The organism is Streptomyces sp. AK010 (genome assembly GCF_014207295.1).
GTDB classification, from domain to species: Bacteria; Actinomycetota; Actinomycetes; order Streptomycetales; family Streptomycetaceae; genus Streptomyces; species Streptomyces massasporeus.
The window spans coordinates 562,715-583,569 of record NZ_JACHCX010000002.1 but is presented as its reverse complement, the minus strand read 5'-3'; the positions used below and the strand labels follow the sequence as shown (position 1 = coordinate 583,569).

Here is a 20,855-nt window from a genome sequence, read left to right as displayed (position 1 = left end):
GCCCCGGGACGAGCGAGCAGGTCGCCCCGATCGCCCTCAGCACAGCAGGCCACCAGAGGAGCGAACAGGTCACCACGACCACCCGCGGCACAGCAAGCCCCGGGACGAGCGAGCAGGTCGCCCCGATCGCCCTCAGCACAGCAGGCCACCAGAGGAGCGAACAGGTCACCACGACCACCCGCGGCACAGCAGGCCCCGGGACGAGCGAGCAGGTCGCCCCGATCGCCCTCAGCACAGCAGGCCACCAGAGGAGCGAACAGGTCACCACGACCACCCGCGGCACAGCAGGCCCGGACGACCCGCGGCACGGTAGGCGCCGGACGACCCAGGACACAGCAGGCGCCGGCCGAGCCGGGAGCCGCTCCCCCGTTCGGCCCATCCCCACCCTCCTCCCGCCCTCCATCCGCGCCATGGTCGTAGGAGCAGTGCGCGCGGGGCGTTCCTACGTCAGGAGGGGTGGTTGCTGCCGTGGGCTACAGGGTCGGTCCTGGCATGGGGGCTTCCGCCAGCGGGCGTGGCCTGGTGCGGCGGCGTCGGCGGAGGTGGGTGCGGATCACGGCGTTCGGGGCCACGACCCTCCTCGTGGCGGCCGTCGGGGTCGGCTGGGCCGTCTACGCCAAGCTCAGCGGGAACATCACCCCCGACGAGGCCGCCGCCGCCGAGCTCGCGAAGTACGACAAGGAGCGGCCCACCTCCCTGGTCAAGGACGCGCGGAACATCCTGCTGATCGGGTCGGACTCACGCGAGGGGCGCGACAACGCCCGCTACGGGCGGGACTCCGGCACCGAGCGGTCCGACACCACGATCCTGCTGCACCTGTCCGCGGGCCGGGGCAGCGCCACCGCCGTCTCCCTGCCCCGGGACCTGATGGTGGACCTGCCGGGCTGCCGCCGCCCGGACGGGACCCGCAGCGCGCCCCGGTTCGCCATGTTCAACCAGGCCTTCCAGCTGGGCGGATCGGCCTGCACGATCCGGACCGTGGAGAAGCTGACCGACGTCCGCGTCGACCATCACGTCGTCGTCGACTTCCACGGCTTCAAGGAGATGGTCGACGCGGTCGACGGCGTGGAGGTGTGCCTGCGGGAGCCGATCGACGACCGGGCCGCCAAGCTGCGGCTGCCCGCCGGGCGCGTGACGCTGAACGGCGAGCAGGCCCTCGGCTACGTCCGCGCCCGCAAGACCCTCGGCGACGGCAGTGACACCGAGCGGATGGAACGGCAGCAGCGATTCCTCGGGGCACTCGTCAACAAGGTGCGCAGCAATGACGTCCTGCTGAATCCGGCGAAGCTGTATCCCGTGCTGGACGCCGCCACGTCGTCTCTCACCACCGACCCGGAACTGGCCAGCTTGCGCGGTTTGTACGAGCTCGTGCGCGGCCTGCGCGACATCCCCATGGAACAAGTGCAATTCCTGACCGTCCCCCGGGAGTCGTATGCGTACGACACCAATCGCGACCAACTCGTGGAGCCCGCGGCGGAGAGGCTCTTCGAGCGGCTGCGGACGGACACGCCGGTGGTCGTCGAGGGCGGCGGCCTGCAACGTCACGCCCCGTTGAGGCTCCCCGACACGCGTGACGGGTCGTACGGGGATTCGTTTCCGGGCCCTTATCGCGGGCCCGCCGTCACCGTTTCTCCTCCACCGACGTTTCGGGGGAACACGGCAGCCGAGGACACCTGTGAGTAAAGCGGGCACCAAGGCCACTCCAAGGCAATGAGCTTCCCACCCAGGAAATGAGCGAATTGCCCAGGTGTAGGGACGTGGAATGCGTCACCGTCGTCGCCCGGCGCGGAATGGGGCGGTTAGTGTGAGCGATCCGGTGCGCCCGGCCCCGAGGGACGGTCCCGAGGTCGCGCACCGAGTGACCGAGACCCGAGCGCCTTGGAGGGGAAGGCGCCGCGTGCCCCGACGGAGGAATCAGGCAACCGTGGACGCGCAAGGCCGTGGGCGGGCGGACGACATCGATCCCGCAGACCAGTGGGTGCTCAACCCGGACACCGGCGATTACGAACTGCGACTGGGGCATTCCGCCCCGCAGTCGGGCGTCCCCGCGCGCCGCAGGCCACGCCCCTCCGAGGAGGCCCCGCCGGCGCGCGGCCGCACGGACGCGCCCGGCCGGTCACGACCCGAGACTCCCGGCCGCGCGGTGCCGCCGCCACGCAGGCGCCGCGGGGCGCCGGACGAGCCGCTGCCGGGACGGCGTGGACGGCGTCCGGCGAAGAATGCCTCGAAGAGCAAGAAGGTCCTGCTGTGGACCGGCGGCACGATGGCGTTCGTGCTGGTCGCCGGTGCGGGCGCCGCGTACCTCTACATCGAGCACCTGAACGACAACATCGCGTCCGTCTCCGACGACGGCGCGAGCACCGGTGGCTTCAGCAAGGACAAGGCCATCAACATCCTGCTGATCGGCACCGACAAGCGCACCGGCAAGGGCAACGGCAGCTACGGCGACGCCGGCAGTGTCGGGCACGCCGACACCACGATCCTGCTGCACGTCTCCAAGGACCGTTCGAACGCGACGGCGCTGAGCATCCCGCGTGACCTGATCACCGACGTGCCGGACTGCCCGACGACGCAGGAGGACGGCACGCAGAAGGTCATCCCCGGCACGCAGCAGGTCCGCTTCAACACGAGCCTCGGCCAGGACGGCCGTACGCCCAGCTGCACCATGCGGACCGTGACCGAGCTGACCGGGGTCAAGCCGGACAACTTCATGGTCGCGGACTTCAACGCGGTCAAGACGCTGACCACCGCGGTCGGCGGGGTCGAGGTCTGTGTGGGCAAGGACCTCGACGACCCGGACTCGCACCTCAAGCTGTCCAAGGGCACCCACACCATCGAGGGCGAGCAGGCCCTGGCCTTCGTCCGCACCCGGCACGCCGTGGGCTTCGGCGGCGACCTGAGCCGGATCGGGCTGCAGCAGCAGTTCCTGAGCGCGCTGATGCGCAAGCTGAAGTCCAACGACACCCTCACCAGCCCGTCGAAGATGCTGGACCTGGCCGAGGCGGGCACCAAGGCGCTGACCGTGGACTCGCAGCTGGACAGCATCGGCAAGCTGAAGGACCTCGGTCTGGAGCTGGGCAAGCTCAACACCAAGAACCTGACGTTCACCACCGTTCCGGTCATCGACAACCCGGCCGAGAAGGTGAAGTCCACGGTCGTGCTGAACGAGTCGACGGCCCCGCAGGTCTTCGACATGATCAGGAACGATGTCTCCTTCACCGCCGTCAAGGAGCAGAAGAAGAAGGAGGCCGCCGCGGTCGCCGCCCGGCTGAAGGGCACCAAGGCCCCCGCCTCCGAGGTGCGGGTGCGTATCCTCAACGGCGGTGCCGTCGCGGGCAGCGCGCAGGAGACGCTGAGCTGGCTGCAGAACGAGGAGGGCGTGACCAAGTCGGAGAACGCCGGCAACGCGCCCGCCTCGCTGGCGAAGACCACCCTCGAGTACGCGCCGGACCAGGCCGACCAGGCCCGCCGTCTCGCCGACCTCATGGGCCTGTCCGGGTCCGCGATGAAGCCGGGCGAGAGCGTGACCAACGACCAGGGGCTGCCCGCGATGACGCTCACCCTCGGCAAGGACTTCGAGGGGGCGGGGGTCTCCCTCACCACACCATCAAAGGCGCCGGAGGGCGTGCAGAAGTCCACCGCCGACAAGGTGGAGTGCGCCAAGTGACGTGAATTTCCTTCGTGTTCGCCGAGGTTCCTTCAAACAAATGGGCGGGATTGCCCAGTTGTAAGAACATGGAATTCCTCACCCACGTCGCTTGACGCCGAAGTGTGCGGATAGTGTGTGCGATCCAGTGCTCTCACCCATGAGCTCCGTCCTGGGGGCGTGCACTGCTTGACCAGCACCGTGCGTCTTCCGGGGGAGGGCGCCGCGTGGCCCGACGGAGGAATCAGGCAACCGTGGACGCGCAAGGCCGTGGGCGGGCGGACGACATCGACCCCGCAGACCAGTGGGTACTGAACCCGGACACCGGCGAATACGAACTGCGACTGGCCCCTTCCGCAGCGCAGTCGTCCGTACCCGGCCCCCGTGGTTCCGGTGGCCGCGGCCCGGCCGTAAGAGCCGGCGCGGCCCGTACCGGCCGGACCGCCCCCGCAAGCCGTTCCGGCGCGGCGGCTCCCGGTGACGATGCCCCTTCCCCGCGCAGACGCACCGGCGCCCCGGCCGAGGCGGCCGCGGGGCGCCGCGGGCGCCGTCCGGCGCCGAAGAAGGGGAAGGGCAAGAAGGTCCTGATGTGGACCGGCGGCTCCCTGGCCTTCGTGCTCGTCGGGACGAGCGCGGCCGCGTACCTCTACTACGAGCACCTCAACGACAACATCACGTCCGTCTCCGACGACGGCGCCGGCACCGGCGGGTTCAGCAAGGACCGTGCCATCAACATCCTGCTGGTCGGCACGGACAAGCGCACCGGCAGGGGCAACGAGGGCTACGGCGACAAGGACAGCGCCGGGCACGCGGACACCACGCTCGTCCTGCACGTGTCCAAGGACCGGTCGAACGCGACGGTGCTGAGCATCCCGCGCGACCTCATCACCGACATCCCGGACTGCCCGACGACGCAGGAGGACGGCTCGGAGAAGGTCATCCCGGGCCAGCAGCGCACGCGCTTCAACAACAGCCTCGGGCAGGAGGAGCGGACGCCGAGCTGCACCATGCGCACGATCACCGAGCTGACCGGGCTGAAGATGGACCACTTCATGGTGGCCGACTTCAACGCGGTCAAGACGCTGACCAGCGCGGTGGGCGGAGTCGACGTCTGTCTGGCCAAGGACATCAAGGACCCCGACTCCAAGCTCGACCTGCCCAAGGGCGAGCACACGATCGAGGGCGAGGAGGCGCTGGCCTTCGTCCGCACCCGGCACTCCGTGGGCTTCGGCGGCGACCTGAGCCGGATCGAGCTGCAACAGCAGTTCCTGGGCTCGATGATGCGCAAGCTGAAGTCCGACGACACCCTGACCAACCCTTCGAAGATGATCAAGCTGGCGGAGGCGGGTACCAAGGCGCTGACCGTCGACTCCCAGATCAGCACGATCAAGAACCTGGCCGATCTCGGGGCGGAGCTGGGCAAGTTCGACACGAAGAACCTCACGTTCGCCACCGTGCCCGTCGTCGACAACCCGGCGGAGAAGATCAAGGCCACGGTGGTCCTGAAGGAGCCTCAGGCCCAGCAGTTGTTCGCGATGGTCCGGGAGGACGTGTCGCTGACCGAGGTGAAGCAGGAGAAGAAGAAGGAGAAGGCCGCCGAGGCCGCCCGGCTGAAGGGCACCAAGGCACCGGCCTCCGAGGTGCGGGTGCGGATCCTCAACGGCGGAGCCGTCGCCGGCAGCGCCCAGGAGACCCTCAGCTGGCTGCAGGTCCAGGAAGGCGTGACCAAGTCCGAGAACGCGGGCAACGCCGAGCAGCCGCTGGCGAAGACCACACTGGAGTACGGGCCCGACGAGGCGGACCAGGCGCGTCGGCTCGCGGAGATCATGGGCCTGTCGGGGGCTGCGCTCAAACCGGGCAAGAGCGTGACCAACTCCCAGGGCGTCCCCGCGATGACGCTGACCCTGGGCAAGGACTTCGAGGGTGCGGGCGTGCCGCTCACGACTCCGGAGAAGGTGCCGGACGACGTGCAGAAGGCCACGGCCGACAAGGTCGAGTGCGCGAAGTGACCTGAGCGTCCCGTTCTGCGTCTCACAGGTGGACGGAACATGCCCGGACGAATCGGCCGGGTGTACATCCGACCGGGCATGTCAGTGGTCCAACCAGGAGCGGGGACGACCGTGCTCCGGCGGAGCGGCGGGGGAACCCGGGGTCCGGACGGACACGGGTCACCCGTGATCCGAACACGACGCGGGGCGGTCCCGTGGGTCGGCCGTAGGGGTGGGAGGCAGGGGTATGGCGCAGAGTGACGTGCGCGGAGGCAGCACACGGCGCGATTCGGGCGGCCTGGCCCAGGACGAGCGTCCGGGGACGGCTGCGCCCGCCGGGGGCGGGGACGAGGGGGGCGGGGGCGGCCACGGCGGACGGCGTGGCGGTGGCCGCCGGATATTGCGCTGGTCCGCGATCGTGCTGTCGGTCCTGATACTCGGGACGGCCGGCGCCGGATACCTCTACTACCGCCATCTCAACGGCAACATCGACAAGGGCAAGCGCAACGCCGGCGAGTCCGACGTCACGAAGACCGGGCCCAACGCGGACGGCCAGACCCCGCTCAACATCCTGCTGATCGGTTCCGACAGCCGGAACTCCGCGGAGAACGTCAAGCTCGGCGGCGGCCGGGACATCGTCGGCAGCAAGCCCCTGGCGGACGTGCAGATGCTCCTGCACGTCTCGGCGGACCGCGCGAGCGCGTCCGTGGTGAGCATCCCGCGGGACACCCGGGTGGACATCCCGAAGTGCATCGACCCCGACACCGGTGAGACCTACCCGGCCAAGAACACGATCATTAACGAGACGCTCCAGCGCGGCGGCCCGGGCTGCACCCTCGCCACCTGGCAGAACCTGACCGGCGTGTACATCGACCACTGGATGATGGTCGACTTCGCCGGAGTGGTGGACATGGCGGACGCGATCGGCGGCGTCCCGGTCTGCGTCGACCAGAACGTGTGGGACCGGCCGCTGCCCGGCCAGCGCGGCGGCTCGGGGCTGAAGATGAAGGCCGGCACGCACAAGGTGCAGGGCAAGCAGGCGTTGCAGTGGCTGCGCACCCGTCATGCCTGGGGCAGTGACCCGCTGCGCGCCAAGGCGCAGCACATGTACATGAACGCGATGATCCGGACGCTGAAGGAGCAGAACGTCTTCACCGACACCGGCCGTCTGATGGGCCTGGCCGAGTCGGGCACCAAGGCGCTGAAGGTGTCCGAGGAGATCGGCACGGTCAAGGAGCTGTACGACGTCGCCATGCAGCTGAAGTCCGTCCCGACCAACCGCATCACGATGACGACGATGCCGTGGATCGAGGACCCCCTGGACCGCAACCACCTCGTGCCCAAGCCCGAGGACGCCGACAAGATGTGGGCGATGCTCCGCGACGACGTCTCCTTCGACAAGGCCGGGAAGGCGCGCGCGGTCGCCGCGGCCGCGGGTTCGTCCCCGGCGTCGGTGAAGGCCACGGGGCCCGCCGCCGCGCCGGCCGCGGGGCTGTCGGTCTCCGTCGTCAACGGGACGGCCAGTGACGAGCAGGCCGCCGTTCCGCAGCGGGCCGCCGCGATCGTGGCCGCGCTGCAGCAGGAGGGCTTCACCCGGGCCGTCGCCTCCGGGCAGCAGGACCCGCACGCCCGGACCCAGGTGACGTACCCGAAGAGCACCGGGGAGCAGGGCCGGGCCAACGCGCTGTCGGTGGCGGAGGCGGTCGGCATCCCGAGCGGCCAGGTGCGGGCCACGGACGACGTGACCACCACGCTGACCATCGGCAGCGACTGGCGGGAGGGCACGACCTACCCGAAGCAGAAGGCTCCCGAGGCGGGCGACCTGCCCGATTCCGCGGACGCGCTGAGCGCGGACAAGAAGGAGTGCATGGACGTGTACCGGCCCTACCGGTGGTGACGACGTCCGCTGCATGAAGCGGGGCCCGCCGTCCTCCCGGACGGCGGGCCCCGCTTCGCAGGCGCGGGCCGGTCAGCGGCGCAGGGCCTCCGCCGGCTGGATGCGGCTGGCGCGCCAGGCCGGGTAGAGGCCGGCGAGCACCCCGGTGGCGAGGCCGACCAGGGGGGCGGTCACCACGACGACTACTTCATCACTTCGGGCAACGGCCAGAACCAGGCCGTCGGCGACAACGCCGCCTCCCTGTTCTGCAACATGGGGCCGCTGTTCACCTGTAGGACCTACTTCAACGCCGGCTACTCCGGCTACTCGTTCAAGACCCTCGGCGGCAAGCGCGTCAGCCTGCCGACCTGGCTGAAGAACAACAGCGCCTCCAGCGAGTCCTACTGCTCCGGCGGCTGCAGCGGCCCCGGCTGCTGATCACCGCGCGGCCGCGGGCCACGCACACCGTGGGTCCCCTTCCCGGTCGGGAAGGGGACCCACGGCCACGTCACGTCCTGTCAGATCAGCTCGCGGCGGCGTCCGCCCGCACGGCGGGGCGCCGGGAGGCGATGACCTTCCGCGCCAGCGCCCGCGGGCTGGTCAGGAAGCCCCAGCCCCACGACATGTGCATCGTGGCCAGCGCCACGGGGATCTGCAGCCGCGCCCTCAGCGGCAGGCCCTTGCCCGCCGGGAGCGAGCCGAGCAGGATCGCCGCGAGATAACCGCCGGGCACGACGAAGCCCCACGGCGTCAGCAGGGCGCCCACCAGGATCCCGGCCCCGATCGCGCACACGGCGGCCGGCGGGGCGAGGTAGCGCAGGTTGATCGAGCCCTCGTGGAAGCGGGCGACCACGTGCCGCCAGCGGCCGTAGTCCTTGTACTGCTTGGCCAGCGCCTTCATGCTCGGCCGCGGCCGGTACGACACCTTCAGCTCGGGCGAGAACCAGATCAGGCCGCCGGCCTCACGGATGCGGAAGTTCAGCTCCCAGTCCTGGGCGCGGATGAACTCCACGTTGTAGCCGCCCTGCTGCTCCAGCGCCTCGCGCCGGAACACACCGAGGTAGACGGTCTCGGCCGGGCCGGCCTGGCCGCCGGTGTGGAAGGCGGCGTTGCCGACCCCGATCTTCGAGGTCATCGCGGCGGCGACCGCGTGCTCCCAGTCGTTCTCGCCCTCGGCGTGCATGATGCCGCCGACGTTCTGCGCGCCGGTCTCCTCCAGGAGCCGTACGGCGGTCGCGATGTAGTTCGGCGAGAGCATGCCGTGCCCGTCGACGCGGACGACGATCGGATGCCGGGAGGCGTTGATCGCCGCGTTCAGCGCCGCGGGCGTACGGCCGGTGGGGTTGGGGACGGTGTGGATACGCGCGTCTTCGGCCACGAGCTCGGCGGCGATCTCGTCCGTGCGGTCCGTGGACGGACCGAGGGCGATCACGACCTCCATCTCGCCGGCGTACTCCTGCGCGAGGATCGCTTGGACTGCTCCCCGCAGATGCCGCTCCTCGTTGAGGACGGGCATGATCACGGAAACGGCGGGGTGCCGCACGTCGGGATTGGCGTTCATAGGGGCCTCACGTTACCGCGAACGGGGGACAGCGGTGCGCGCCGTCGGGGCGGTGGCGCGGGCCGCAGATCGTATCGGCCTACGGTTTCACGTATCCCACGTACGGCCGTCGTCCGGAGGTGCCCCATGCCCACGCCGCCGCGGTCCCCTCGGTCCACCGCCGCTCCCCGCCGCCGCCCGCAGTCACCCGCCCCCCGCCGTGCTCCGCGCAGGCCGGCGCCGCCCGCGCGGCGGCCGCGCTGGGCCATGCGGGCGGTCACCACACTGTCCGTGGTGGTCCTCGCCTCCGCCGGTCTCGGGCACGCGGTCATGACCAGCCTGGACGCGGACATCACCCGGGTCGACCCCTTCAAGGACATGAAGAACCGCCCGCAGGCCGGCCACGGCATGAACATCCTCTTGGTCGGCACCGACGGCCGCGAGAAGATCGGCGAGGAGGAGCGCCGAAAGTACCGGCTGGGCGGCGCGCCCTGCCACTGCACCGACACGATCATGATCGTGCACATCTCCGAGGACCGGGAACGGGCCAGCGTGGTGAGCCTGCCGCGCGACTCGTACGCGGTGACGCCGGCGCATGTCGACCGGGTGTCGGGCAAGCGGCACCACGGGCACCCCGTCAAGCTGAACGCCGCGTACGCCGAGGGCGGGCCGCAGCTGACCGTGCGCACCGTCGAGAGCATGACGAAGGTGAAGATCGACCACTACCTGGAGGTCGACTTCACCAGCTTCATGAAGACGGTGGATGTGGTCGGGGGCGTGCAGATCTGCACGGTCGCCCCCCTCAAGGACAGCTACACCGGCCTGAACCTGCCGGCCGGGCGGCACACCCTCGCGGGCGGGCAGGCCCTCCAGTTCGTCCGCGCCCGCCACGTCGACGGGGCGTCCGACCTGGGCCGCATGAAGCGGCAGCAGCGCTTCATGGCGGCCCTCGTGGAACGGCTCACCTCGTCCGGGCTCCTCCTCAACCCGATGAAGTTCCGGGACGTGACCCGCGCGGTGCTCGGCTCGGTACGCGCCGACAAGGGCTTCGGCACGGACGAGATGCTGGACCTGGGCCGCGCCATGCGGAACTTCTCCCCCTCCTCCTCCGAGTTCACGACCGTCCCGATCGGGCGGATGGGGTTCGCCGTGAAGGGCGTCGGCTCGACGCTGAAGTGGGAGCCGGTGAAGTCGGAGCGGCTCTTCCAGGCCCTGCGCAAGGACCAGCCGCTGTCCGTGCACCGGCCGCGCGGCGCCGCGGCCCGGGTCGTCCCGGTCGCCCCGCAGCAGATCCGCGTCCAGGTGGAGAACGGCACCGGCACGCCCGGCCTCGGAGGCCGCGTGGACGCGGCCCTGGCCTCGACGGGTTTCCGCACGACCCACGCCCCCGTGAACGCCGCCACCCGTGACGTGAAGCGCACGGTCGTCGCCTACGACCCCCGCTGGGACCGCTCGGCCAGATCCCTGGCGACCGCCCTGCCGGGCAGCGAACTGCGGGCGGTCAAGGGCCTGGGCGCGACCCTGAAGGTGATCGCGGGGGCCGACTTCGAACGCGTACAAAAGGTGCGGGCCGAGGATCCGGGGCGGGGCGAGTTCGGGGTGGTGCGGGGGGATGAGGTGGCGTGCGGCTAGGAGCCGGGGCCGCGCGGGTTGGTCCGGGTCGGCGCGGTCGGGGTGGTGCGGGGGGATGAGGTGGCGTGCGGCTAGGAGCCGGGGCCGCGCGGGTTGGTCCGGGTCGGCGCGGTCGGGGTGGTGCGGGGGACGGCGTGGCATGCGGTCATGCGGCCGGGCGGCCCAGGTCCGTCCGGGCCGGCTGGGCCGGTCCGGGGGGACGGCGTGGCGCGGCCTGAAGGTTGGGCGACGCGAGTGGGCCCAGGGAGGCGAGCCGACGCGCGGCCTTAAGGCCCGGCCACGCCGGTGCACTCAGCCGAGCGAGGCGGCATTCGGCCTGGGGCCCGGCCGCGCTCGTCAGTCCTCGAAGCCCTCTGCCGCTCGCTTCTCGCGGAGGTCCATGATCGCGCGGCGGCGGGCCAGGCGGTGGGTGCGGCGGATCTGGGCCTCCTGGTAGCGGCGCTTGTCGCGCTCGGTCTCCGGGAGGACCGGCGGAACCCGGCGGGGCTTGCCGTCGGCGTCGACCGCGGCGAAGACGAGGTAGGCGGAGCCGACCTGCGTGGCCGGGGCCGACTCGTTCCAGCGTTCGGCCAGGACCCGGACGCCGACCTCCATGGACGTCCGGCCGGTCCAGTTGACCTGGGCCTTGACGTGCACCAGGTCACCGACGCGGACCGGCTCCAGGAACGCCATCTCGTCCATGGACGCGGTGACCGCCGGCCCGCCGGAGTGCCGCCCCGCCACGGCCCCCGCCGCGTCGTCGACCAGCTTCATGATCACCCCACCGTGCACGGTCCCCAGAAGGTTCGTGTCGTTGTGGGTCATGATGTGGCTGAGGGTGGTGCGGGACGCCGAAGTCGGCTTGCCCGGGATATCCGTACCGACGGAATCCGCAGCTGGGGCCTGGTCTGTCATGGCCCCTACCTTATGCCGAGGGGGCATGCGGGGGATTTGTGTCAGCTTCGCCACAGCCCTGCTCTGATTTTCCGACGACTCTTGTATGGGCCACTACGGAGACCGGCACACTGGGGCGCATGAATGACTGGCCCGAGGGATACACCGGCGACAACCGCGGCAGCCGCTACGGACGCGGCAGCTCGAGCGCACAGCCCGAGAGCGCCCGTGTCATGCGGCAGGTCCGCCGCGGTCCGGCGGCATCGCCCGGGCAGGCGGGACACGGCGGCGCCCCGCCGTACGGCGGCGGAGTGCCGCAGCAGCCGTCGTACGTGGACGGAGGTGGCCACGGCCCCGGCCACGGTTACGACAGCGACTACAACACCGGCCAGGTCTACGGCTCCCCCGGCGGCAGAGGCCCCGGCCGCCCGGGCGGCGGCATGTACGAGCCGCGCCCCGCCCCGGACTGGCGCCGCCGTATCAAGGTGACGGCCATCACGCTCGTGACGCTGCTGGTGGTGACGAGCGTCGGCACGTACTTCTGGGCCGACTCCAAGCTCAACCGCGACGTCGACCTGTCGAAGGTCATCGACCGTCCGGAGGCCGGCGGGGGCACGAACTACCTGATCGTCGGCTCCGACAGCCGCAAGGGCATGTCGGCCGAGGAGAAGAAGAAGCTGCACACGGGGTCCGCCGAGGGCAAGCGCACGGACTCGATGATGATCCTGCACACCGGCGGCGGCGCCCCGACGCTGATCTCGCTGCCGCGCGACTCGAACGTCACGATCCCGTCGTTCAAGGGCTCCGACTCCGGCAAGTTCTACCCGAACACCGGCCGCCAGACGAAGCTGAACGCGGCCTACGCCGAGGACGGCCCGGAGCTGCTGGTGCGCACGGTGGAGGCCAACACGGGCCTGCACATCGACCACTACGTGGAGATCGGCTTCGCCGGCTTCGCGAACATCGTGGACGCGGTCGGCGGCGTCGAGATGGACATCCCGCAGGACATCAAGGACACCAAGTCCGGCGCGGACCTCAAGAAGGGCAAGCAGACGCTGAACGGCGAGCAGGCCCTCGCCTTCGTCCGCACCCGTTACGCGCTCGCCGGCTCCGACCTGGACCGCACGAAGAACCAGCAGAAGTTCCTCTCGGCCCTGGCCAACCAGGTCGCCACCCCGGGCACGGTCCTCAACCCCTTCAAGCTGTACCCGACCATGAGCGCCGGCCTGGACACCCTCGTGGTCGACAAGGACATGAGCCTGTTCGACCTGGCGTCCATGTTCTGGGCGATGAAGGGCGTCAGCGGCGGCGAGGGCAAGTCGATGAACATGCCGATCGCGGGCAACACCGCCAACGGCAACCTCCAGTGGGACACCGCGAAGGTGAAGACCCTGGTGAACCAGCTGAAGAACGACGAGCAGGTCACCGTCTCGGGCAACTGAGCGGACACCGCCCCGGGCGACCGGGCGGGCGGACGGCGGAAGGGGGGGCACCCGGGCCGGGTGCCCCCCCCTTCCGCTGCCTGCGGCGGTTCTCACATCGACGCGGCCGACATCGAGCGGCACATCTCGGCGCAGCGGCGACACGCCTCGGCGCAGCGCATCATCTGCGCGTCGTCCGGCATGGACATACACGCCTCGGCGCACATGTCACAGGCCCGGGCGCACATCGCGCACATCTCGGCCATCAGGGGCGAGCGGCGCATCATCATGTCGGCGCACATGCGCGTCATCTCGGCGCAGTCCATGACCGTGCGCATGATCTGCATCTGGGCCGGGCCGCCCATCTGCAGGCAGGAGCTCATGGTCTCCTCGCACACGCTGTGGCAGGTCATGCACGCCTGGACGCAGTCCTGCATCTCCTTGCTCAGCGGGGTAGTGGTGGTGGCGGGCTGCTGGGTCATGACGTCCTCCTGGGGGTGGCGGGAGCCGCGGATCGACACCCGCACCTCTCGTCCTACGCCTGTGGCCCCATGAGCACCACAGGGCGGACCCGCCCGTGTGCGGTGCTCTTCCGGTTGTGAGGCACGACGCACCGGCCGCTGCGTGAAACCGCCCGCAGCGGCAAAACGGGGATGCAGGCGCGCCGGGGCCCGGCGTCGCGAGGGCGGGGCGGCGAGAAACACCTACAGGGGGAGACCCGGACATGACACAGCAGACGTACGACGAGACGCGGACTCCGGAGCCGAGAGGTCCCGAGGAGCAGAAACAGCGGCTGCGCAGACGGCTGGAGCGGCTGCTCGGTATCGCGGCGACCGAGGGGAACGAGCTCGTGCCGTTGCGCAACGGCGACGAGATCTTCCCGGCGATGCTGGCGGCCATCCGGGCCGCGGAGCACACCGTCGACATGATGACGTTCGTGTACTGGCGCGGCGAGGTCGCCCACGAGTTCGCCGCGGCCCTGGCCGAGCGGGCCCGCGCGGGTGTCCGGGTGCGGCTGCTGCTGGACGGCTTCGGGGCGAAGGAGATAGAGCGGGACCTGCTGGACGCCATGGACGAGGCCGGCGTGCAGGTGGCCTGGTTCCGCAGGCCCACGCGCCTGTCGCCGATGCGGCAGAACCACCGCTGCCACCGCAAGGTGCTGGTCACCGACGAGCACACCGCCTTCACCGGTGGCGTGGGCATCGCGGAGGAGTGGTGCGGCGACGCGCGGAACCCGGACGAGTGGCGCGACACCCACGTCCAGGTGCGCGGCCCCGCCGTGGACGGCATCGCCGCGGCCTTCGCCCAGAACTGGGCCGAGTGCCACGACGACCTCTACGACGAGCACGACCGCTTCACCCCCCAGGAGCAGCCGGGCCGGGCCACGGTCCAGGTCGTGCGGGGCTCGGCCGCGTTCGGCTGGCAGGACATGCAGACGGTCCTGCGGGTCCTGATCACCTCGGCGCAGGAACGCCTGCGGCTGGCGACGGCCTACTTCGCCCCCGACACCTACTTCATCGACCTGCTGGCCGCGGCGGCCCGCCGCGGGGTCCGGGTCGAGATCCTGCTGCCCGGCCCGCACACCGACCAGCGGGCGTGCCTGCTGGCCGGGCGGCAGCACTACCAGACGCTGGTCGACGCCGGTGTGGACGTGCGGGAGTACCAGCCGACCATGCTCCACACGAAGATCATCACGGTGGACGGGGTCTGCTCCCTCATCGGGTCCACCAACTTCAACCGCCGCTCCATGGAGCACGACGAGGAGGTCGTCCTGACCGTCCTCGACGAGGACTTCACCGCGCGGCTCGACGACGACTTCGAGGCCGACCGCAAGCGCAGCGACCCGATCGACCCCGCCCGCTGGAAGCGCCGCCCGCTGTCCGAGCGTCTGGCCGAGGCGGCGGTGACTCCGATCCGCCGTTTCCTGTGAGACACGTCGGCCCCCGGCACGAGCCGGGGGCCGAGGAGCGTCCGCAGGGACGGGTCACGGCAGGTTGCGCGCCATGACGATGCGCTGGACCTGGTTCGTGCCCTCGTAGATCTGGGTGATCTTGGCGTCGCGCATCATGCGCTCCACCGGGTAGTCGCGCGTGTAGCCGTAGCCGCCGAGGAGCTGGACCGCGTCCGTGGTGACCTCCATCGCCACGTCCGAGGCGAAGCACTTGGCGGCGGCACCGAGGTAGGTGAGGTCGGCGTCGACGCGCTGCGAGGCGGCGGCGGCCTGGTAGGTCAGGGCGCGGGCGGCCGAGATCTTCATGGCCATGTCGGCGAGCATGAACTGGATGCCCTGGAAGTCGGCGATCGGCTTGCCGAACTGCTTGCGCTCCTGGACGTAGCCCTTGGCGTAGTCGAGGGCGCCCTGGGCGATGCCGAGGGCCTGGGCGGCGATGGTGATGCGGGTGTGGTCGAGGGTCTTCATCGCCGTGGCGAAGCCGGTGCCCTCCTCACCGATCATGCGGTCGGCGGGGATGCGGACGTTGTCGAGGTAGACCTCGCGGGTCGGGGAGCCCTTGATGCCGAGCTTCTTCTCGGGGGCGCCGAAGGAGACGCCCTCGTCGGACTTCTCGACCACGAAGGCGGAGATGCCCTTGGAGCGCTTGGTGGGGTCGGTGACCGCCATCACCGTGTAGTACTCGGACTCGCCGGCGTTGGTGATCCAGCGCTTCACGCCGTTGAGGATCCAGTGGTCGCCGTCGCGGACGGCCTTGGTCTTCATGCCGGCGGCGTCGGAGCCGGCGTCCGGCTCGGAGAGGCAGTAGGAGAACATGCCCTCGCCCTTGGCGAGCGGGGTCATGTACCGCTTCTTGAGGTCCTCGGAGCCGGAGAGGATCACCGGCAGGGAGCCCAGCTTGTTCACGGCCGGGATGAGGGAGGAGGAGGCGCAGACCCGGGCGACCTCCTCGATCACTATGACGGTGGCCAGCGCGTCCGCGCCGGAGCCGCCGTACTCCTCGGGTACGTGCACGGCGTGCAGGTCGTTCGCGACCAGCGCCTGGAGGGCCTCGCGCGGGAAGCGGGCCTCCTCGTCCACCGCGGCGGCGTGCGGCGCGATCTTCGCCTCGGCCAGGGAGCGGACGGCGTCACGGAGCATGTCGTGCTCCTCGGACGGGCGGTACAGGTCGAAGTCAGCCGATCCGGCCAAGGTCTCTCACGCTCCAAAACGCTGCGATGCTGACGCTAACTACCGTTAAGTAATCAAAAGTTTATGGGGTCGCCCACGCGAGTGATACGTGAGCTAGGCGACAGCGGAGAAGTTGCCCAGTGAAGCGTGCCGCCATGCCCCGGCTATGCTCGGGCGCGCACCGCATGCCGTAGACCCCTGGAGTACCCATGGCCCTGAAGATCACCGTGATCGGCACCGGTTATCTCGGCGCGACACACGCGGCGGCCATGGCCGAGCTGGGCTTCGAGGTGCTCGCCCTCGACGTGGTGCGCGAGAAGATCGAGAAGCTGGAGCGCGCCGAGGCCCCGATGTACGAGCCGGGCCTGGAGGAGCTGCTGCACAAGCACGTCGCCGGCATCGAGGGTTCCAGCGGCCGGCTGCGCTTCACCCAGGACTGGGCGGAGATCGGCGCCTTCGGCGATGTGCACTTCGTCTGCGTGAACACCCCGCAGCGACACGGCGAGTACGCCTGCGACATGAGCTACGTCGACGCCGCGATCGCCTCGCTCGCGCCGCATCTGCACGCTCCGGCGCTGGTGGTCGGCAAGTCGACCGTGCCGGTCGGCTCCGCGGACCGCCTCGCGTCCTACCTGACCGCGCACGCGCCCGCCGGGGAGGACGCCGAGCTGGCGTGGAACCCGGAGTTCCTGCGCGAGGGCTTCGCCGTCGACGACACGCTGCACCCCGACCGTCTCGTGGTGGGCGTGCGCAGCGAGCGGGCCGAGAAGCTGCTGCGGGAGGTGTACGCGACGCCGATCGCCGAGGGCTCGCCGTTCGTGGTGACCGACTTCCCGACCTCGGAGCTGGTGAAGACCTCCGCGAACTCCTTCCTCGCCACGAAGATCTCGTTCATCAACGCGATGGCGGAGGTGTGCGAGGCCGCGGGCGGTGACGTCGCCAAGCTGGCGGAGGCCATCGGCTACGACGACCGGATCGGCAGGAAGTTCCTGCGGGCCGGGATCGGCTTCGGCGGCGGGTGTCTGCCGAAGGACATCCGGGCGTTCATGGCGCGCGCCGGTGAGCTGGGCGCGGACCAGGCGCTGACGTTCCTGCGGGAGATCGACTCGATCAACATGCGCCAGCGCGGGCAGATGGTGGAGCTGGCCCGGCAGGCGCTGGGCGGCGGCCCGTTCCTGGGCAAGCGGGTGGCGGTGCTGGGCGCGACCTTCAAGCCCGACTCGGACGACGTGCGGGACTCGCCCGCGCTGAACGTGGCCGGGCAGATCCACCTCCAGGGCGGCCAGGTCACGGTCTACGACCCGAAGGGCATGGACAACGCCCGCGATGTGTTCCCGACGCTCGGCTACGCCGACTCGGCGCTGGACGCCGTGCGCGGGGCCGACATCGTGCTGCATCTGACGGAGTGGCGGGAGTTCCGCGAGCTGGACGCCGAGGCGCTCGGCGAGGTCGCCGCGGCGCGGGTCATCCTGGACGGCCGCAACGCCCTGGACCCGGAGCTCTGGCGCAAGGCCGGCTGGACGTACCGGGCGATGGGGCGTCCCAGGGCCTGAGCGCGAGACGCGTCACACAGGCGACGCCGGTTCGGCCGAGGCTCAGTCGGCCGAACCGGCGTCTTCGTGCATTCTGCACCACCGGGCTGTGCGGCGGGCCGTCTATACCTCTTTGGGCCGGTAGCGGCTGTACCACTGCGGACCGGAAGCCGCTGCACCTGTGAACCCGGCGGCGGCCTGATCCCCTCGTCGGCCCCGAAGCCACTGCACCTCTGTGGGCCGGAGGCCGCTTGACCTCGTCCGCCCCGAAGCCACTGCACCTCTGTGAACCCGGCAGCGGCCTGATCCCATCGGACCCGAAGCCACTACACCTCTGTGGGCCGGAGGCCGCTTGACCTCGTCCGCCACGAAGCCACTGCACCTCTGTGAACCCGGAGGCCGCTTGACCTCGTCGGCCCCGAAGCCGCTGTACCTCTGTGGGCCAGCGACGGCTATACCTCCTTGGCCCGGTAGCGGCGCATCTTCGCGCGGGCTCCGCAGACCTGCATGGAGCACCAGCGGCCGCGGCCTGCCGGGCTGCGGTCGTAGTAGGCCCAGTGGCAGTCGGCGGCGGCGCAGGCCTTGAGGCGGGTCCAGGTTCCGGCGACCAGGGCCTCTGCGACGGCGGCGGCCACGCGCGCGTGCAGGGAGCGGCCGTCGGCGGGGGCGAGGGCGGCCGAGCCGTCCGCCGCGTCGACGGTGACGAGGAGCGGGGCCTCGGCCAGGAGCGCGCCGAGCGGGGTGACTTCGCGGTGCGGCGGGTGGCCGGCGTGGGCGAGCAGGGTCGCGCGCAGGGACTCGCGCAGGGTGCGGGCCCGGTCCGTCTCCTCAGCGGTGATACCGAAGCGCTCCCGGCCCTCGGCTGTGTCCAGCGCGTCGGCGCCGGATTCCATGTCCAGCGTGTTCACCAGGGCCTCGACCAGGGTCAGGCCTCCGGGCGCGGGCGATCTCTCCGTCATGGCTGGACCGTACCTCTCACGATTCCCCTTGCGAGGTTACCGCCAATGGGGGAGCATGCAGTAACGGTTACTGGTTATCCGCCTCTGCGGGTAACGCCGACCTCGAGGAGGAAGTCATGGCTCTCGCCAAGCTGGGTGTCGTCGTCCTGGACTGTCCCGACCCGCGGGCACTGGCCGGCTTCTACGCCGAGGTGCTCGGCGGCACGCCGACGGTGGAGACCGACGGGGAGGACGAGTGGGTCGACCTGAAGGTGCCGGGCGGCACACCACTGGCCTTCCAGAGCTCCGCCGGGTACGTGCCGCCGCGGTGGCCGTCGCCCGACGGTTCGCAGCAGTTCCACCTCGACCTCGTCGTGGACGACCTGGACACGGCCGAGAAGGGAGTGCTGGCACTCGGCGCGAAGCCGCTGGACGCGGAGGACCGGGAGCGGAGCTTCAGGGTTTACGCCGACCCGGCCGGGCACCCGTTCTGCCTCTGCAGCAGCTGACACCGGAGGCCGGCCCCATGTCCGCCGTGGCCCGTTTCCGTTCCGTGGTCGTCGACCGCCCCGAACCCCGCGAGCCGGCCCGCTTCTACGCGCGGGTCGGCGGCGGCACACCGGAGGACGACGACCCCGACTGGGTGGTGCTGCGCGTCCCCGGCGGGCCCCGGCTCGCCTTCCAGCGCTCCCCCGGCTACACGGCGCCGGAGTGGCCGCGGGCCGACCGCAACGCCCCGCACTTCCACCTCGACTTCGACGCCGGTGCGACCTGGGACGAGATCGACGCGGCGGAGGAGCGGGTGCTGACGCTGGGCTCGCGGGTGCTGGACAAGGAGGACGACGAGAAGAAGGACTTCCGCGTCTACGCCGATCCGGTGGGGCACCCGTTCTGCCTGTGCCGGATCGAGCACGACTGACCCCGGCACGACCGGGCCGAGCACGACCGGCCGAGCACGACTGACCCGAGCACGACCGACCTGACGGGACCCTTCCCGGCGGCAGGCCCGTCCAGCGACAGGCCCGTCCGGCGGCAGGCCCGTCCGGCGGCAGGCCCGTCCGGCGGCAGGCCCGTCCGGCGGCAGGCCCGTCCGGCGGCAGGCCCGTCCGGCGCCGGGCCGCTACCCGTCCAGCTCCGAGATCGTCGCCGTGGACGGCTCGCGCCGCTGCTGGACGGCGCGGGCCGTGAAGTCGGCGCCGCGCAGAACGCGCTGGACATTGCCCCAGGTCAGCAGTGCCACGTCCGCCTCCTCCCAGCCGCGCCTCAGCAGCTCGGCGATCAGCCGCGGATAGCAGGAGGTGTCGCCGAGCTCCTGCGGGTGCGCGGCTCCGGAGTCGTACGTGCCGGACAGTCCGACACAGTGCGCTCCGGCCACGGCACGGACGTGGTCGAGGTGGTCGGCGACATCGCGGACGGTCGGGCCGGTCTGCTCGGCGGTCAGCGGCACCAGGCACAGCCCCTTGGCCGCGCCCAGCTCCGCCAGCAGGTCGTCGGGGAGGTTGGCCGGGTGGGGGCGCAGGCTCCGGGCCGCGGAACGGCTGCACAGCACGGGCGCCCGGGACAGGCTCAGGACGCGGTGCAGGGTCGGGGCGGAGGCGCCGGAGAGGTCCGCGATCACGCCGAGGCGGTTCATCTCGCGTACGACCTCCTCGCCGAACCGGGTCAGGCCCGCCTCGCTCGCCCAGGACACGCCGGTCAGCGTGAGGACGCGCAGGCCGAGCAGGTGCAGCTGGCGCAGGATGCCGAGCGAGTCGCCCAGGGCCGGGGCGCCGACGGGCCCGAGGAGCACGGCGACGCGGCCGCAGTTGCGGGCGTCCGCGACCTGCCCGGCCGTGCAGGCCGGCCGCAGGCCCTCCTCACAGGTCCGGACGACGGTCTTCGCCAGGTCCAGCTGCTCCAGGGTGGCGCCGACGGCCCGGTCGCCGTCGAGGCCCTCGGGCAGGTGCAACGACCAGAACAGCGCGCCCACCTGGCCGCTGCGCAGCCGGGGCACGTCCGTGTCGACGGTGCTCTCGCCGTCCTCCAGGTCGTACCAGGACAGGCGCTTGAGCGCCCAGGGCAGTCCGTTGTAGCCGTCGGCGACCGGGTGCGCGGCCAGGATGGCGCGGGCCCGGGTCATGGGCGCGTCGTCCGGGTCGGAGACGGGCTCGTAGGACTCCGCCGTGACGACGCCCTCGTCGGGGTACGGCTCGGCCAGTGCGTCGAACTCGCCGGCGGCCGCGGCGGCGGTGCGCAGGTCGTCCTGGAGGTCTGCCATGGCGGCTCCGTACGGTCGTTCGTGGGGTACG

The 20,855-nt window shown here is 71.1% G+C and carries 17 protein-coding genes; 11 read left to right on the top strand and 6 right to left on the bottom strand.

Going from position 1 to position 20,855, the window contains the following annotated elements; all coding sequences use genetic code 11:
* Window positions 1–492 precede the first annotated feature (492 nt).
* The 5 genes from HDC93_RS05985 (at window position 493) to HDC93_RS05965 (ending at window position 7,948) form a co-directional block, all read left to right on the top strand.
* Window positions 493–1,683, top strand: coding sequence for an LCP family protein (locus HDC93_RS05985; protein WP_185007856.1), 1,191 nt, complete (start codon window positions 493–495; stop codon window positions 1,681–1,683).
* Window positions 1,684–1,924: 241 nt separating this feature from the next.
* Window positions 1,925–3,667, top strand: a complete 1,743-nt coding sequence (locus HDC93_RS05980; RefSeq protein WP_185007854.1) for an LCP family protein — start codon at window positions 1,925–1,927, stop codon at window positions 3,665–3,667.
* A gap of 233 nt (window positions 3,668–3,900) precedes the next feature.
* Window positions 3,901–5,655: an LCP family protein gene (locus HDC93_RS05975; protein ID WP_185007852.1), complete on the top strand. Its 1,755-nt coding sequence runs from the start codon at window positions 3,901–3,903 to the stop codon at window positions 5,653–5,655.
* Between the two features lie 226 nt (window positions 5,656–5,881).
* Complete coding sequence (locus HDC93_RS05970) at window positions 5,882–7,531, top strand: LCP family protein (RefSeq protein WP_185007850.1); 1,650 nt, start codon at window positions 5,882–5,884, stop codon at window positions 7,529–7,531.
* Between the two features lie 252 nt (window positions 7,532–7,783).
* Complete coding sequence (locus tag HDC93_RS05965; protein WP_185007848.1) at window positions 7,784–7,948, top strand: hypothetical protein; 165 nt, start codon at window positions 7,784–7,786, stop codon at window positions 7,946–7,948.
* A gap of 85 nt (window positions 7,949–8,033) precedes the next feature.
* Here the strand turns inward: HDC93_RS05965 and HDC93_RS05960 are convergent, their stop codons facing one another.
* Window positions 8,034–9,071, bottom strand: coding sequence for a glycosyltransferase family 2 protein (locus HDC93_RS05960; protein ID WP_185007846.1), 1,038 nt, complete (start codon window positions 9,069–9,071; stop codon window positions 8,034–8,036).
* Window positions 9,072–9,197: 126 nt separating this feature from the next.
* Here HDC93_RS05960 and HDC93_RS05955 point away from each other — a divergent pair, with 126 nt between their 5' ends.
* The gene (locus tag HDC93_RS05955) at window positions 9,198–10,682 is read left to right on the top strand and encodes an LCP family protein (protein ID WP_185007844.1); all 1,485 of its coding nucleotides are present in this window, start codon (window positions 9,198–9,200) and stop codon (window positions 10,680–10,682) included.
* Between the two features lie 336 nt (window positions 10,683–11,018).
* Here HDC93_RS05955 and HDC93_RS05950 read toward each other — a convergent pair whose 3' ends face one another.
* Window positions 11,019–11,576: an acyl-CoA thioesterase gene (locus HDC93_RS05950; RefSeq protein WP_260419420.1), complete on the bottom strand. Its 558-nt coding sequence runs from the start codon at window positions 11,574–11,576 to the stop codon at window positions 11,019–11,021.
* 119 nt (window positions 11,577–11,695) lie between these two features.
* Here HDC93_RS05950 and HDC93_RS05945 point away from each other — a divergent pair, with 119 nt between their 5' ends.
* Window positions 11,696–12,997 carry an LCP family protein gene (locus HDC93_RS05945; protein ID WP_185007840.1) on the top strand — a complete coding sequence of 434 codons (1,302 nt, stop codon included), beginning with the start codon at window positions 11,696–11,698 and terminating at the stop codon, window positions 12,995–12,997.
* A 92-nt stretch (window positions 12,998–13,089) separates the two neighbouring features.
* Here the strand turns inward: HDC93_RS05945 and HDC93_RS05940 are convergent, their stop codons facing one another.
* Entirely contained in the window at window positions 13,090–13,458 is a 369-nt protein-coding gene (locus tag HDC93_RS05940; RefSeq protein WP_185007838.1) for a four-helix bundle copper-binding protein, read from the bottom strand.
* A 242-nt stretch (window positions 13,459–13,700) separates the two neighbouring features.
* Here HDC93_RS05940 and HDC93_RS05935 point away from each other — a divergent pair, with 242 nt between their 5' ends.
* Entirely contained in the window at window positions 13,701–14,906 is a 1,206-nt protein-coding gene (locus tag HDC93_RS05935; protein WP_185007836.1) for a phosphatidylserine/phosphatidylglycerophosphate/cardiolipin synthase family protein, read from the top strand.
* 54 nt (window positions 14,907–14,960) lie between these two features.
* On the opposite strand, the gene HDC93_RS05930 is transcribed toward HDC93_RS05935, so the two are convergent.
* On the bottom strand, window positions 14,961–16,118 hold the full coding sequence (locus tag HDC93_RS05930) for an acyl-CoA dehydrogenase (RefSeq protein ID WP_185007834.1): 1,158 nt from the start codon (window positions 16,116–16,118) through the stop codon (window positions 14,961–14,963).
* Window positions 16,119–16,306: 188 nt separating this feature from the next.
* Between HDC93_RS05930 and HDC93_RS05925 the strand changes: the two genes are divergently transcribed.
* Window positions 16,307–17,650, top strand: a complete 1,344-nt coding sequence (locus tag HDC93_RS05925; protein ID WP_185007832.1) for a UDP-glucose/GDP-mannose dehydrogenase family protein — start codon at window positions 16,307–16,309, stop codon at window positions 17,648–17,650.
* Between the two features lie 431 nt (window positions 17,651–18,081).
* Here HDC93_RS05925 and HDC93_RS05920 read toward each other — a convergent pair whose 3' ends face one another.
* Complete coding sequence (locus HDC93_RS05920) at window positions 18,082–18,588, bottom strand: CGNR zinc finger domain-containing protein (RefSeq protein WP_185007829.1); 507 nt, start codon at window positions 18,586–18,588, stop codon at window positions 18,082–18,084.
* Window positions 18,589–18,704: 116 nt separating this feature from the next.
* On the opposite strand from HDC93_RS05920, the gene HDC93_RS05915 reads away from it, so the two are divergent.
* Window positions 18,705–19,076 carry a VOC family protein gene (locus HDC93_RS05915; protein ID WP_185007827.1) on the top strand — a complete coding sequence of 124 codons (372 nt, stop codon included), beginning with the start codon at window positions 18,705–18,707 and terminating at the stop codon, window positions 19,074–19,076.
* 17 nt (window positions 19,077–19,093) lie between these two features.
* The gene (locus HDC93_RS05910) at window positions 19,094–19,486 is read left to right on the top strand and encodes a VOC family protein (protein WP_185007825.1); all 393 of its coding nucleotides are present in this window, start codon (window positions 19,094–19,096) and stop codon (window positions 19,484–19,486) included.
* 201 nt (window positions 19,487–19,687) lie between these two features.
* Here the strand turns inward: HDC93_RS05910 and HDC93_RS05905 are convergent, their stop codons facing one another.
* Window positions 19,688–20,824 (bottom strand): dipeptidase, encoded by a 1,137-nt coding sequence (locus tag HDC93_RS05905; RefSeq protein WP_185007824.1) that lies wholly within the window; start codon window positions 20,822–20,824, stop codon window positions 19,688–19,690.
* Between the last annotated feature and the right edge of the window lie 31 nt (window positions 20,825–20,855).